Origin of the sequence: Vibrio furnissii CIP 102972 (assembly GCF_000176175.1) — a bacterium.
In the GTDB taxonomy this organism is placed as follows: domain Bacteria; phylum Pseudomonadota; class Gammaproteobacteria; order Enterobacterales; family Vibrionaceae; genus Vibrio; species Vibrio furnissii.
In genome coordinates, this window is the sequence record NZ_ACZP01000014.1 from 619,924 (window position 1) to 634,638 (window position 14,715).

Consider the following 14,715-nt stretch of genomic DNA (forward strand, 5'->3'; position numbering starts at 1 on the left):
CATTGAAACACAGTAGAAACCCTTGGTATTACTGGGCTGACGAATGCGCTATGCATTACACGAAGTAAGTCTCGCTGAATTAAGAAAAGAGCCTGCATTGCAGGCTCTTTTTGTTTAGGGAACAGTTGAGAAGACCGCATCAACTCATGCGATCCGCGGCGCACATTCACTCGCCATCGAGCAAAGAGAAATCGGGGCTCACCACTTCAACGGGCACGCCGTTTTGCGCCAAAATCACCGCGCGCGCTTTGGCGTCGGATTGATTAAATTCTTGCATCCACCAGCTCAGTTCAATCGGCAGTGCCAAATCTTTCTTGCTGCCATCGCTGCGCGTCAACGGCTCATGCGCTTCGACAAACACACTGCGGTCGGGCTCCAGCGCCACTTTCACGGGTTCATTAATGATGCGGACTTTCTCCCCCCGTTGCACCTGCTGGAACAGCCATTCGATGTCTTTCGGATCCATACGAATGCAGCCAGAACTCACGCGCATGCCGATACCAAAATCTTTGTTGGTGCCATGAATGAGGTATTCCCCATTGCCATAACCCAAACGCAGCGCGTATTCGCCCAATGGGTTTTCTGGCCCAGCTGGCACGACCGCAGGCAGTTCAATGCCTTTCGCCAAATACTCTTGGCGAATCGATTGCGGCGGCGTCCACGTCGGATTCGGCCGCTTTTGACTGATCACGGTTTCCATTTCTGGCGTATCCCGACCAATGCGACCAATCCCCACCGGGAAAATATGTACTTTGCGGGTTTCCGGTTCGAAGTAGTACAAACGCAGCTCGGCCAGGTTGACGACAATGCCTTCGTACGGCACTTTCGGCAAAATAATCTTCGAGGGGATCATCAAGACAAATCCCTCTTGCGGAAGAAACGGATCCACGCCGCGGTTGGCAGCCATCAAGGCCAAAAAGCCAACATCATACCGTTTGGCAATTTCTGCCAACGTTTCCCCTTTGTCGATCACATGATACTGCGTATTGCCGACCATGCTGCTGCCTTCCATCGGGAAGTCATAAGTGGCGGCCCAGACTTGGCTGGCAAAACTGGCGGCGAACGCCCCCAACACCAATAACTTACGCAACATGCTCCACATCATCCTTCGCTTCTTTATACAAGCGTAAGGTTACTTCCCTTTCTGCTTTGTGATCAACTATCGGCTGCGGATATAACAGAGAGTTAACACCGCCCCAATTGGACGGGGCATGAATGTGCGCCTCTGGCACCGTGGCCAGTTCTGGAACCCATTGGCGAATGAAACGCCCCTGAGGGTCAAACTTTTCCCCTTGCGTGGTCGGGTTGAAGATACGAAAGTAGGGCTGTCCATCACAACCGGTTGAAGCGCACCACTGCCAGCCACCATTGTTGGCGGCGTAATCGCCATCCACCAAATGCTGCATGAAGTACCGCTCCCCCCAACGCCAGTCGATGTGCAGATCCTTGGTGAGAAAACTCGCCACTATCATGCGCAGGCGATTGTGCATCCAGCCCGTTTGGTTCAATTGGCGCATCGCCGCATCGACAATCGGGTAGCCCGTGTTGCCTTCGCACCAACGGGCAAATTTGGCTTCATCCGTCCACCACGTGAGGCGCGCGCCCCATGCTAGAAAATCTTTGCTCTTGGAGAGCTTGGGTTCGAAGGTCAGCAAGTGCTGATAAAATTCGCGCCAAATCAGCTCACTTAACCAGGTTTGCGCGCCGTCAGACAACGCCCCCATGGCTGATTCCGCATACACACGCGCAATACATTGACGCGGCGACAACGCGCCAATCGCGAGATAAGGCGATAACGAACTGGTGCCGTCCTGCGCCGGAAAGTCACGCTGCTGTTTGTAGTCATCCAGCTGCTCTTGGCAAAATGCGCGCAAGCGGCGGCGAATGGTGTCGAAATCGACCGGCCACGCATCGCTGCTGACACGCGGGTGGGTAAACGGCTGCGCCTCACACCAGAGCAGCGATTGCAACGCCTCGGGAAGCGACCAAGGCTTCGCGGCGCGGCTGGCTTGAATACGCGGCGGTGAAAATTGGGTCAGCCAAGCGCGTTTAAAAGGCGTGAATACCTTAAAATAGTCGCCCTGCTTATTGCGCAGACTCCCCGGCGGCATCACGCATTTATCGTCAAACGACTGCCATTCAATCCCTTGCTGGTGAAGGCGCTCTGCGGCCTGTGCATCGCGCTGCTGCTCGTTGAGTTCATAATCGCGATTGGCCAAGACCTGATTGGCATGTAACGCGCTGGCCACTTCGGTCACGGCATCAACTGCCTCGGTAAACGTCGCCACTTCGCGATACAGCAGCGGCACATTCAACGCCGCCAACTCAGTTTGCAAGACAAATAGACGACGATGAATGAAATCGGCCTGCATCGGCGCCATATCGTGCTGTTGCCATTGGGTCGGCGTCGCCACAAACAGCGCGCACACCGCCTCATCGCTGGCGAGCGCTTCATTGAGCGCCGTGTTATCCACCGAGCGCAGATCGCGCCGTAGCCACACCAGTTTCATTGCGTGCTCCTATGTGTTAACCAGCGATTGCAAGACATCCGACAAAAACAGGCGGTCGCCAAATTGCATCGCCAAGCGCTGCTGCGCCTGCATTTGGCTTTCCGCCAACCCGCGATGAGAAAACAGCGCCAACGCGTTGTAAGCTGCCAAAGCGTCGTTGTCGACCAAACCGGTCATGTCTTCAACGCCATCTAAAAACGTCACATTGTAGCCTTGCTCGGCCCACGTCACGGCCCACAACCAGGCCAGCAAACTGCCAGTCGGGTCAAAGCTGACCACCAAGCATTTGCCTTTGTGCGCCGCTTTGTTTTCCGATTCCAAAATGCTGGACAACTTACTGAGCATGATGCTGTGAAACAGCCCTTTTTGCAGCGACCGCAGCGGCCCTTTGACTTTGTCTAACGCATCCACCACTGGCAGCAGAAACTGGCGTTCCACGTGATTGAGCGGGTATTCCTTCATGACCGTCGCCAGCACACTCTCGGCTTTCCCGCGATTCAATTGTGCCAACGCGCTCAACAGTGTTTCACACTCTTCGAGTTCGGTATGCAGTTCTGGGCTTTCCGCGATGTCCCCCCCACTGCCTTGCAACAACTGGCTGACTTTACCGATCGACACCCCTTTCAATAACCAGCTTTGGATCTGGCGAATGGTCTGAATGTCGGCATCGGTGTAAAGGCGGTGGCCTTTTGCAGTGCGTTGCGGCTGAACCAGATTGTAACGGCGCTGCCACGCTCGCAGCGTGACCGGTTTGACGCCAGTGATTTCCGAGACTTCGCGAATGGCGTACAACGTTTGCTCACAAGCCATAACGTAATTTCAACTCCTGAGGGTGTGGATCCAGATAACGCTGTTTGCTCAAGTACGCATCGGGATACATCGATAAATAGTGTTTGATGAGTGTCAGCGGCGCGAGTAGAGGCAGCGTTCCGCGTCGATAATCGTGAATCAGTTGCGCCAGCTCCGCTTTTTGTCGGCGGTCGAGCGCGCGCTTAAAGTAGCCCTGCAAATGCATCAACACGTTGGTGTGGTTTTTGCGGCTCGCACGATGGCTGAGCGCCTGCATCAGCCCCAAGCGATATTCACGAATAAATTCATCGGTCTGATAGTGACTGACATTGGCGACCAAACGGCCCAACGCTCGATACGAGAGCGGGTGGTGCGCCATCAAGGATAATTTATAACGGGAGTGAAACTCCACCACCTTTCCAGCACTCGGTTCATCGCCAAGGCAGCGATAAAAATCATCCAAACAGAACACACGGGTGATGAAGTTTTCGCGCAGCACCGGATCATTCAGACGGCCGTCTTCTTCCACCGGCAACCAAGGCATGGCGCGCATTAAGGTTTGGGTGTACAACCCCACGCCCTCTTTTTCAGCGCCATGTTGTTTATACACTTTGACACGCTCCATGCCGCAGGTGGGCGATTTCGCGCAGACGATGTAACCGCGTAGCTGATGCTGCTCAAGTTCCACCACTTTGTGTTCAGAATACGCCAGCAGCGCATCGGTGTGATCGCGGCTCACGTTGTTGGTCTCGACCAGCGCGATGCGCTCGTCGTTAGACACCAAGCGAATGGTCGGGCGCGGCACGGGCAATCCCATCCCCACTTCCGGGCACACCGAGACAAAATCAAAATAGGGCGCCAGCTCTTGCGTGACGAACTGACTTTGCTTGTGCCCGGCATCAAAACGAACTTTCTCTCCCAGAATACAAGCACTGACCCCAACACGAATACTCGCTGATTCCATCTTGGCCTCCAACTTATACAAACGTAAACTTTGTATAAGATATAGCACACACGCCAAGAGTTATACAAACAAAATTCTTGTACAAATAAATCAAACGTTTTCCCGAATCGATTGCCTTACCACTTTCAACACATTTAGTTATCAATAGAGCTTATCAATCACTCTCCGACTCATTTTGTGACAAATCTCTCAAGGAGCCTTGGGGTTACTGGCTAGTATTGCCGCAACAGATGATTCATCAGTCAACAAAAACCGTAATTTGTATCGGTGTATATGATGACTGACCTACTTTGGAGAGAAACGATGGCTACCCCACACATTAATGCACAACCAGGTGATTTTGCGGATACTGTGCTGATGCCAGGTGACCCACTGCGCGCAAAATTCATTGCGGAAACTTACCTGGAAGACGTACAACAGGTTTGTGACGTTCGCAATATGTTTGGCTACACCGGCACCTACAAAGGCAAAAAGGTGTCAGTGATGGGCCACGGCATGGGCATCCCATCGTGCAGCATCTACGTTCACGAACTGATCGCTGAGTACGGCGTGAAAAACATTATCCGTATCGGTAGCTGCGGCGCAGTACGCGATGACGTCAAACTGATGGACGTGGTGATCGGCATGGGCGCCTCTACGGACTCGAAAGTGAACCGCATCCGTTTCAGCGGCCACGATTTCGCCGCCATTGCGGACTACGATCTGCTGGAAACCGCAGTCAATCAAGCGCGTGCGAAAAACGTACCGATCAAAGTGGGTAATGTATTCTCCGCCGATCTGTTCTACACACCTGAGCCAGAAATCTTCGAGAAGATGAAAAACCTTGGCATTTTGGGTGTTGATATGGAAGCGGCTGGTATCTACGGTGTTGCCGCCGACCTCGGCGCACGTGCACTGACCATTCTGACCGTGTCTGATCACATTCTGCGTGGCGAGAAACTGAGCGCAGAAGATCGTCAGAAATCATTCCACGACATGATGCAAGTGGCTCTGGAAACCGCAATCAATATCTAATTTGAAGACTTACACTCCGCAGCCGGATTTAACCGCCGGCTGCCAGAATTACCCCGAGGGGGCGATCGTGTCTAACGACCAATTACCGGCGGATGCTGATGGTTTGCAACTCAACTTTTGTAAAACATTGGCGTGTGACAACTTTGGACTGAGTGACGCAGAACGTTATGTCCTGCAACGCGCAAACCCCAAGCGTCCATCGATGGTTTGTCGTGAATGTGGAGCTTTCCCCCCCTTACTTAACAACCGTGAAGTGCTCAACGAACTTCATCGCCTGCGTCAGCTGCACAGCGAAGGGCTGCCGGCATGTCGCAATGACGACTGCGCCAACGTTGGCTTGTCCGTCCATACCCACAAGCACCTCTATCACGCCTTTGGCTACAGCGGCGACCGCCAACGGTATCGTTGTAAACAGTGTCATGCCACCTTCGTGGACAAATGGTCCGGTGCCAATAAGAAACTCAGCTTTCAAGAGACCTTGCTCGGCCTGCTCTTTATGGGCTATTCCGTGCGCGAGATCTGTCGCAAGCTCAGCATCAATCCCAAAACCTTCTACGATCATGTCGATCACGTTGCCAGTCGATGCCGCCGTAAATTGGCGATGATCGACGCGCGCTGGGTCAACCATGCCGAATCTTTCCAGTTCGCCTCCCGTTACATGCCCCTGCAACCACAAAGCAACAACGGCGTGTTGTGGATTGCAACCGGCGATGCGCGAACCGGTTACATTTTGTGCCAGCACGTCAATTACTCAGCGCAAGAAGAGCCTGCGGGCAGCGTCGATCACAATCCGTATGGCTTTCCAGCTCGTTTTGTGTCTCGTGAACACTCTTCAGAAGCCAATCAGCCAGTTCCTGATCCGTCACCGATTCTGCGTGAACGCATCGACCAGAAATATCAAACCATCCTGGCGCGCGGCAACGTCGAGGATCCGATGGGCAATCTGACCGTGTTCCATTACCCATCCAAAGGGGCGTTGATTCGGCCACCGTACACCTCCTATGCCCACTACTTGCATGTGCTGGATATGTGCGAAGCAAGCAAACGGGTGTCGATTTTCATGCCGCAAGATCCGGTGTTGCGTGCAGCCGCACTGAGCGTGTGCTTGTCGCGCATTCGCGACAACAACGTCGACTTGATGTACGTGGAAGAAGACCACGGTTGGCAGCCGATGGGCGAGTTCAACAAAACCAATATCGTGCTGATGGGGTGGTGGCGCGATCGCTGGGCCATTGCCAGCCAAGCGAACGGTGACAAAGGCATTTGCTACCTTGCCGGAGACAATGGTGAGCCGCAGCAGTGGCTGCAATCGGCTTCGATTCGTCAAATCGAGTTCTATCAGCAACGGTTTCAACTGCTGTTTGAATCCTTCATCAATGAACCACGTCGCAAACTGCGTCCGGGCGGGCTACAACCGTTACTGGATATTTTCCGTGCGTGGCACAATCTGTGTTATCAGGATAAACATGGCTTTACAGCGGCGCAAAACCTTGGGCTGACTCAGCATCCGTTGACATTAAAAGAGCTTTTATCCTAAACATTTGAAAGATTTACCTAGCCAAAAATGTGAACTAAGGTCAATAAATATGCCGATAGCTAGTCAATCGGCTCAATTTATTGCTGTAATGAGTGCGAAAACCGAACAGCGCCATATAATGATGCTGTCATTCAGAGCCGCAAAGCCAAGGATCATGCAGTTTGGATAAAAGCCAGTACCTACTTAAACTTGAAATTGACCAACTTCGGCACCGCATCGAGTCTGAACCGCAGCAAGTGCTAGCGGTGGCGGAGCAATGCTTAACGCGGGCCAAACAAATCGAGTTTTCTGACGGTATTCTGCAATCGCTGATCATCATGTCACGCTGTCTGTGGTGTGATATGGATTACCGCGCTGGTCTCAAAACCATCAAACAAGCCTTTACCTACCAAAACAGCCTCGAGACCGACGATTACCTGCCGGAAATTCTTCATGTACATGCTCTGCATTTTTGGGGGCAAGCCAAGTATTACTCTGCGCAGCAATTCTGGATCAATGCACTGGAACAAGCGGCGTTGGTGGAAGAAAACGAAATTCTGATCGAATGTTTGATTGGCCTTGGTAACGTGTGGCGCATCACCAACGAACACAAACTAGCGGGTGCGACTCACGAGCTGGCGGTGAAAGTGGCCAATAACACGCGCATTCACTGGCTGGAAGGCAAAGCGCGAATTTTGTGGGCATGGGATCTCTACCTGCTCAACCAATACGTTGAAATGCTCACCGTACTTGATGGGGCCGAGGAAGCGTTACGCGGCCATCCCGATCGCACTTGGCAAGCCGAAGTGTGGGATTTTCGCGGCCTTGCACTGCTGGGGTTAGAGCGCCTCAGCGATGCGGAAGAAGCGACCCAGCGCGCGCACGAACTCGCGGTGAAACACGATTTAGTGTGGATGAAAGCCCACTCGTTTATCAGCCGAGCACGGCTGGAACTGCTGCGCAAAAACCTCGATCACGCGACCGAACTGCTGCAACTCGCTGAAGCCTCAGCCGACAAGTTTGATAACGGCGAATTGCTATCGCAAATTTGCTACCAACAATCACGCGTGGCAGAAGAACAAGGGGATTTTCGCGCAGCGCTGGCCGCCTTTCGCAAATACCGCCAATTTTCGACCGCCATGCTACGTGAACAAACCATTCGTGCCGGTTTGGATAAAGCCCGAGCGTCAAAACGCCAACTGGAACAACGCGCCCGTAAGCTGATCAACCGCGTTCGCGCGCAACATGAATACGATCCGGAAAAGCACCTGTCGAATGTGGTGTCTGAAACCTATTGGTGGGAACAAATGGTGCAGTTTAAAGCCGAGCTGCAACACGCCACCCATTCCGTGATTGTCATTCAGCACCATGACGCCCACTTTCTCGATGTCTGTACCGAACTGGTGCATTCGCTGTGCGCCTCCCAAGATTTACTCTCTCGCCTCAGCAGCCAACGTTTGGGGCTGCTGCTGGCCGAAAAAGACGACGCAGCCCAGCAGGTCTATCAAACGCTACTCAACATGCTCGCGATTTATCCGTGGCAACGCAAAGGGCTGAGCGGCGAACAGCCCATCGTGACGCTGCACAGTATTCTGAGTTTCCCGTTTACCCTCGAACAACTCGAAGAGATGTCACCACAGGAAGAGTCGTATGGAAGCTCTACTCAATAAAATTCAAGATGCCGGGCTTGATGCCACGTCCGTGTCCGGTGAAGAAGCGATTATTTTCTGGGATCATGTCCGCCAGCACGTGGCTTCAACTGCGGAAGAAAAAGCGCTCAGCCTTACGTTCAGTGCCGAATACCGCGCCGAACTGAACCAACTGTCAACCAGTATCGAAGAGCTGCGCGCGGCGCTGCAACTGCTGCTGGGCAGTACATCTTATGAACTGATTCTGTCGTTGAAAAACAGCCTCAGCGAACGCTTGATGGAGCAAGGCGACTACAACGCAGCGCTCACTGAATACATTTCAGCGTCGAACATTGCCGTCGAACAAGGCTACATCGATGATTACGTGCTGGCCGTGCTTGGCATGGGTAACTTGTGTGACGCTTATGGCGATCACAATCGCGCCCTGCGCTACTACCAAAAAATCGACAGCATCGATCACGCCATCTCCAGTCGTTCACTGCGCCTGCGCTACAAACTTTACATGCTCGCCTGCTATCTGCACCTGCGCCGCTTTACTGCGGCCAACGATTTGATCAAAGAGTGCGAAGAGCTGAGTATTTTGGTCAGCGACAAAACCTTGACCGGGCAAATTCTGCTTTATCAAGCCAAGCTCTACCGTGAACAAGGCAAGCTAGAACAAGCGCTGTCGATGTTAGGCAACGTGCAATTTACACTGGGGAATGTGCACTCAAGCTGGCTGTCGAACATGATTCGCATCGAAAAAGCCTACTGCTTAATCGCGCTCAACAAGCCGCATTTTTCCAACTTCATTCTGGAGTCGACCGAAAAGCGTTTACCGAAGTTGGTCGCACCGATGTTGGAAAAGCATCTGTACGAAGCGTTCAGCGATGTGTGTGAACGCCAAGGCTTGTATCGCACCGCGCTGAACTACGAAAAGAAAGGCTTTCGCATTGAATCGGATCTGATGAAACGAATTCCGATCAGCGAGCTGGGTGCAACTCAGCTACGCAGGCTGGCACGCTTTGAGCTGCAATTGAAACTGATCTTGTCGGAGCTGGAAAATCGCGAGCTCAAAGAAACCACCGAGAATCAAAAGAACACCGTGGCGCAGTTACAGCAAGATGTGTTCACTGACCCACTCACCAAGCTGCACAACCGCCGCTGGTTGGATGTCAAACTCAAAGATTTGCTGCTAAATGAAACATCATTCGCGTTTCTGGTGGTGGACATCGACCACTTTAAATCCATCAACGATGAACTAAGCCATCTGGTGGGGGACAAAGCGATCGTCAATGTGTCCAACGAGATTGCCCGCTACTTCCGTTTTCGCGGCACGTCCTGCGTTCGCTTTGGCGGTGAAGAGTTCTTGGTGATTTTAGAACATGCCACGCTCGAGCAAGCCGCAACGCACGCCGACGCCTTCCGTGAGCGTATCTACCAATTCGATTGGCAAGACATTCTCGGCGAACGCGGCCTCACTGTGAGTGTGGGCGTCACACTGCATCGCGATGGCGAAAATACGCAGCGTACCTTCTACCGCGCCGATAAAGCGCTCTACCGAGCCAAAGCCAACGGCCGCAATCAGGTCTGTACAGAATAACCCTTCGTCCTTTCTCAAAAGCAGCACAGCCTTAATGTGCTGCTTTAATGTGCCACGCCACAAAACGTGATCCACGGCCAAAATCACGGCCAATGTCCTCTCCTCAAGTGCATTATATTCCGATGAGTAATGGAAACTTGTTTAATATAAATAAAGCGTTATGTAAAAACTAACGCCAAATCACTTCACTTGGTTACAAGGACTTCACCATGTTTTTAGATTATTTTGCCCTCGGGTTATTGATCTTTGTTGCCTTGGTTATCTTCTACAGCATCATTGTCATCCATGACATTCCGTATGAGATCGCCAAAGAACGAGGCCACCCCCATCAAGACGCCATTCATGTGTCCGGCTGGGTAAGCCTGTTCACGCTGCACGTGTTATGGCCGTTCCTATGGATTTGGGCCACGTTGTGGCGCAAAGACCGCGGCTGGGGGTTTGCCCAATTACAAGAAGAGCAGCACGACATCCATCACCGTGTTGATGAACTGATTGATGAAATCAACACGCTCAAAGCCGAAGTGGCAGCGCTCAAACAATCCGCGCCAACAGCCACCAAAGCCGAACCCAATGAGGAGCAACGCTGATGGATCTGTTACTCATTTTGACCTACACCGCCCTGTGTGTGGCGATCTTTAAAATTTTTAAAATTCCCCTCAACAAATGGACTGTTCCCACAGCGGTACTCGGTGGTGTGGTGCTGATCGGTACCCTGATTTTACTGATGAACTACAACCACCCCTTCACCGCCATTGGTGGTCAGGTGTACAACACCACGCCGATTGTTTCGAGCGTGCGCGGCAAAGTGATTGAGGTCGACGTGGAACCCAATACACCACTGCGCAAAGGCGACATTTTGTTCAAAATCGATCCCATTCCGTTTGAAGCCGCCGTCATTCAGAAACAATCAGCGCTCGCCGCCGCAGAACAAGATGTGTTGAGACTGGAAGCGGAATACAAACAAGCCACCGCTGCCACAGTCAAAGCGCAGGCTGAACGCGATAAAGCGCAGCGCGAGTTCGCACGTTACGAAAAGGGCTTTAAACGCGGTGCATTTACCGCGCAACAAGTCGATACCACCCGCCAAGCGTACAAAGGGGCGCAAGCCGGCTATGAGGCGGCTCAAGCATTTGAAAACGAAACCAAGCTGGCCTTTGAATCGCAAATTGATGGGGAAAACACCACCGTCGCGCGCATTCGAGCAGAGTTGGTTCAGGCGGAGTTTAATCTGAGCGAAACCGTGGTTCGTGCCCCAACCGATGGCTATGTGACCCAACTGGCTCTGCGCCCGGGCATGATGGCAGTACCGCTGCCATTGGCGCCGGTGATGACCTTCATTCATACCGAAGAGAAATTCTACGTCGGCGCTTTCCGCCAAAACTCGCTGCAACGCTTGTACCCGGGGTTTGACGCAGAGTTTTTGTTCCGCGCACTGCCGGGCAAAGTGTTCAAAGGAGAAGTGGTCGAAGTGATTCCGGCCATCGCAGAAGGCCAGATTCAGGCCCGTGGTTCACTCCTAGGGACACAAGCACTCAATACGCAGGGGCGCGTCTTGGTGAAACTGCGCATCACCGATGACATGAGTGAATACCATCTCCCACTCGGCACCAACGCAGAAATTGCCGTTTACTCGGATACCTTTGAGCACATCTCCGTCATGCGCAAAGTGTTAATTCGCATGAAAAGCTGGCAAAACTACCTGTATCTGGATCATTAGTCCTGACGAAAAAAAACCGCCGAACTTCGGCGGTTTTTGATTGAGCGAGGCTTCAACTCCAGCGCAACACGCGCACCTCATTGCCCTCTTCAGGTTGCCTTGGAATGTTGAGCGACAGCAGCAGCGACACGCCCGCCATACCCGCCCCGATATAAAACACCGCAGCAGGCGATACCAACCAAAGCAGACCGAAACTCACAGGGATCACCACCGCCGCAATGTGGTTGATGGTAAACGCCACGCCCGCGGTCGAGGCCATATCAGCCGGATCGGCAATCTTTTGGAAGTAGGTTTTGATCGCCAACGCCAAGGCAAAAAATAGATGATCGACCACATACAGTCCGGCAGCCCAATGGGCATCGGTCACCAAACCGTAGCCAACAAACACAAAAATCAGCCCCACATACTCAAACATCAATGCTTTGCGCTCGCCCACCACGCCAATGAAACGGCCAATGCGTTTGGCAAACAAAAAGTTGAATACGTAGTTAATCAGAAACAGTAAGGTGATGTCGGCCGCTGAATAGCCAAACTTTTCTACCATCAGAAACCCAGCAAAAACCGTGAAAATCTGGCGGCGAGCCCCACTCATGAAGGTCAACGCATAGTAAAGCCAGTAACGCTTTCTCAGCACCAGTTTCTTGTTTTGCGGCGTTTCTGATTTGAACTCTGGAAACGCAAACGCCAGCAAGACCACCAGCGCGAACGCCACGCCTCCTGAGATGCCGTAAACCCATTGAAAACTGAGATGCAATTGCTCCAGCATGACCCACAGCGCGCCATACGTCAGCAACGACGCCAAAGCCCCCACGGAGATCAGCTTGCCCAGCATTTCCGGCGCTTCTTCTTTTTTCAGCCATTGCAATGACAAAGATTGCTTGAGCGTTTCAAAGTAGTGAAACCCCGTCGACATCAACAGCGTGGTGAGCAGCAAGCCAACCAATGAGGGGAAAAAGCCGGTGATCGCCGTGCCAATCGTGAGCATGCCCAGCGCAAGCACCAAGAAGCGTTGCTCACGAATAAACAACAGCACAAACACTGCGGTAAACGACAAAAAGCCCGGGATTTCCCGCACGCTTTGCAACAACCCAATATCCGCACCGTCAAAATGCGCTTTCTCGATCACGAAATTGTTGAGCAGTGCCATCCAGCTTGAAAATGCGATCGGCACAATAATGGAAATGATCAGCAGAAAGTTTTGCGGCGTACGCCAGTTCTTTGCTTCCATGAGAATTATTATCATCCTTGTTCATCAGAACGCCAGTTTACCCAAACTTAGGTCCGGTGTAACCTTTTGTAACACATCCCGCTTTTCCAACCTATCGTTTGCACGGCAGCATAGGCAGGATGAGTCACCCCGAGGTTTTTATGCAAGTTCGTTTTGCCACCGCTAATTTATTCAACTACCTTGCACCGCCGAACGCGTTTTATGAGTTCAACAACATCTATGAGCAGACGCAATGGCAACAAAAACAGCGCTGGCTGAGCCAAAAACTGACCGCACTAAACGCCGATGTCATCGGCTTTCAAGAAGTGTTCAGTCCGCACGCCTTGCGCGACCAAGTGGCGGCGCTGGGCTACCCCTATTTCGAGGTCATCGACACGCCACACGTCAGTGACGACTACATCTATTCCTCGCCGGTGGTGGGCATTGCGTCGCGCTTTCCACTCAGCGAAGTGGCCGCCGTCGAGACATCGCTGGACGGGTTTCATTTTCATCGCAAACCACTGCGTGCAACGCTCAATCATCCTGCACTGGGGCAGGTGGATGTGTATGTGGTGCACTTTAAGTCGCAGCGTCCGATGCTTCATGAACCGATCGGCGACACCTTGGTCGATGCGTGGCAGCAGGAATTGCAGGGGCGCTGGCAATCGGCAATGCAACGAGGTCAGGAAGCGCATTTGCTGCATCAGGCCATCGTCCAGCGCAAACAGCAACGTCAACATCCAGTCGTCTTGATGGGCGATTTCAATCAGGTTTTGAGCAGCATGGAGTTTGCCGCGCTGCGTGCCACGCACCGTTTTCGTCAACCGGAAACCTGTCGTCCTCTGATTCCTTATCATCTGTTGGACAGCTGGACGTTGTTTAGCCACAGCGGCGACGAGCAGCGCCAACCGACCCACTACACTGGCGCTGCCGGCCAAGTGTTGGACTACATTTTGCTGTCGAGCGAGTTTAGTCGCGACGCTGATTACCCCATCGCCCTCGTGAGCGATTACCATGTTGAAGACCAACACCTGATCAACCCCCATTTCGACACCGACCGTTTTGCCAGCGATCACGCGTTGGTCTCGGTCACAGTCGAATGTGCCAAATCACTCGACCATCTCTCCTGAATAATGACCCTGAATCGCGATCCTGAATATCACGCCTGAAGCTCATTCCCTGCTTTTCATTTGTTCATGAAATAGTTAGATTGATTAAAAAATAACGGATAAAAAGAAGGAAAGCATGGAGATTATAATCAGACCCACAGAAGTCAGTGACGCACGCGCTTTATGCGATATTTACGCCCAACCCAAAGCACAGCGTGAAACCCTGCAACTGCCGCACCCAACCGTCGCGATGTGGCAAAAACGACTGGAAACCATGCCAGAAGGTGTCTTTAGTTTTGTCGCGGAAGTCGATGGCCGTGTGGTCGGCAACATCGGTATGCAAGTCTCGCAACGGGAAAGAACCGCACACTGCGCCAGTTTTGGTATTGGCGTACATGATGAATTTCACGGCCACGGCATTGGCAGCAAGCTGATTGAGACCGTGCTGAACCTCGCCGACAACTGGCTCAACATCAAACGCGTACAAATCGAAGTCAACAGTGACAACGCCAAAGCGATCGCCTGTTACAAGAAATTTGGCTTTGAAATTGAAGGGGAAGCCAAGTATTCGGTGTTTCGCGAGGGCGAATTCATCAGCACCTACTACATGGCTCGCATAAACGCGTAATCCCACGCGCCATCGCGCGCTCACCCCATC

Annotated in this window: 13 protein-coding genes; 8 read left to right on the forward strand and 5 right to left on the reverse strand. The window is 52.5% G+C overall.

Features of this window, described 5'->3' with window-relative positions:
• Positions 1-166: 166 nt before the first annotated feature.
• From VFA_RS13045 to VFA_RS13060, 4 genes are read right to left on the reverse strand one after another with little or no spacing between them, the layout of a single operon-like run.
• Positions 167-1,093 carry a L,D-transpeptidase family protein gene (locus VFA_RS13045; RefSeq protein ID WP_004727311.1) on the reverse strand — a complete coding sequence of 309 codons (927 nt, stop codon included), beginning with the start codon at positions 1,091-1,093 and terminating at the stop codon, positions 167-169.
• Positions 1,083-2,510 (reverse strand): deoxyribodipyrimidine photo-lyase, encoded by a 1,428-nt coding sequence (gene phrB / locus VFA_RS13050; RefSeq protein WP_004727312.1) that lies wholly within the window; start codon positions 2,508-2,510, stop codon positions 1,083-1,085. Before phrB ends, VFA_RS13045 begins: the two co-directional genes overlap by 11 nt.
• A 9-nt stretch (positions 2,511-2,519) precedes the next feature.
• Positions 2,520-3,320 (reverse strand): MerR family transcriptional regulator, encoded by an 801-nt coding sequence (locus VFA_RS13055; RefSeq protein WP_004727313.1) that lies wholly within the window; start codon positions 3,318-3,320, stop codon positions 2,520-2,522.
• Positions 3,310-4,263, reverse strand: a complete 954-nt coding sequence (locus VFA_RS13060; RefSeq protein WP_004727314.1) for a YbgA family protein — start codon at positions 4,261-4,263, stop codon at positions 3,310-3,312. Before VFA_RS13060 ends, VFA_RS13055 begins: the two co-directional genes overlap by 11 nt.
• Positions 4,264-4,566: 303 nt before the next feature.
• Here VFA_RS13060 and deoD point away from each other — a divergent pair, with 303 nt between their 5' ends.
• The 6 genes from deoD (at position 4,567) to VFA_RS13090 (ending at position 11,741) form a co-directional block, all read left to right on the forward strand.
• Positions 4,567-5,277, forward strand: a complete 711-nt coding sequence (gene deoD / locus VFA_RS13065) for a purine-nucleoside phosphorylase (RefSeq protein ID WP_004727315.1) — start codon at positions 4,567-4,569, stop codon at positions 5,275-5,277.
• A 67-nt stretch (positions 5,278-5,344) separates the two neighbouring features.
• Positions 5,345-6,814 (forward strand): hypothetical protein, encoded by a 1,470-nt coding sequence (locus tag VFA_RS13070; protein ID WP_004727316.1) that lies wholly within the window; start codon positions 5,345-5,347, stop codon positions 6,812-6,814.
• 161 nt (positions 6,815-6,975) lie between these two features.
• Entirely contained in the window at positions 6,976-8,463 is a 1,488-nt protein-coding gene (locus VFA_RS13075) for a tetratricopeptide repeat protein (RefSeq protein WP_004727317.1), read from the forward strand.
• On the forward strand, positions 8,444-10,024 hold the full coding sequence (locus VFA_RS13080) for a GGDEF domain-containing protein (RefSeq protein WP_004727318.1): 1,581 nt from the start codon (positions 8,444-8,446) through the stop codon (positions 10,022-10,024). Before VFA_RS13075 ends, VFA_RS13080 begins: the two co-directional genes overlap by 20 nt.
• 209 nt (positions 10,025-10,233) lie before the next feature.
• On the forward strand, positions 10,234-10,611 hold the full coding sequence (locus tag VFA_RS13085) for a DUF3302 domain-containing protein (protein ID WP_038151750.1): 378 nt from the start codon (positions 10,234-10,236) through the stop codon (positions 10,609-10,611).
• Positions 10,611-11,741 (forward strand): HlyD family secretion protein, encoded by a 1,131-nt coding sequence (locus tag VFA_RS13090; RefSeq protein WP_004727321.1) that lies wholly within the window; start codon positions 10,611-10,613, stop codon positions 11,739-11,741. The genes VFA_RS13085 and VFA_RS13090 overlap by 1 nt, the downstream gene beginning before the upstream one ends.
• A 52-nt stretch (positions 11,742-11,793) precedes the next feature.
• Here the strand turns inward: VFA_RS13090 and VFA_RS13095 are convergent, their stop codons facing one another.
• Positions 11,794-12,969, reverse strand: coding sequence for an MFS transporter (locus tag VFA_RS13095; protein WP_004727322.1), 1,176 nt, complete (start codon positions 12,967-12,969; stop codon positions 11,794-11,796).
• A gap of 140 nt (positions 12,970-13,109) precedes the next feature.
• Between VFA_RS13095 and VFA_RS13100 the strand changes: the two genes are divergently transcribed.
• Positions 13,110-14,078, forward strand: coding sequence for an endonuclease/exonuclease/phosphatase family protein (locus tag VFA_RS13100; RefSeq protein WP_004727323.1), 969 nt, complete (start codon positions 13,110-13,112; stop codon positions 14,076-14,078).
• Between the two features lie 115 nt (positions 14,079-14,193).
• Positions 14,194-14,685: a GNAT family N-acetyltransferase gene (locus VFA_RS13105; protein ID WP_004727324.1), complete on the forward strand. Its 492-nt coding sequence runs from the start codon at positions 14,194-14,196 to the stop codon at positions 14,683-14,685.
• Positions 14,686-14,715: the final 30 nt, after the last annotated feature.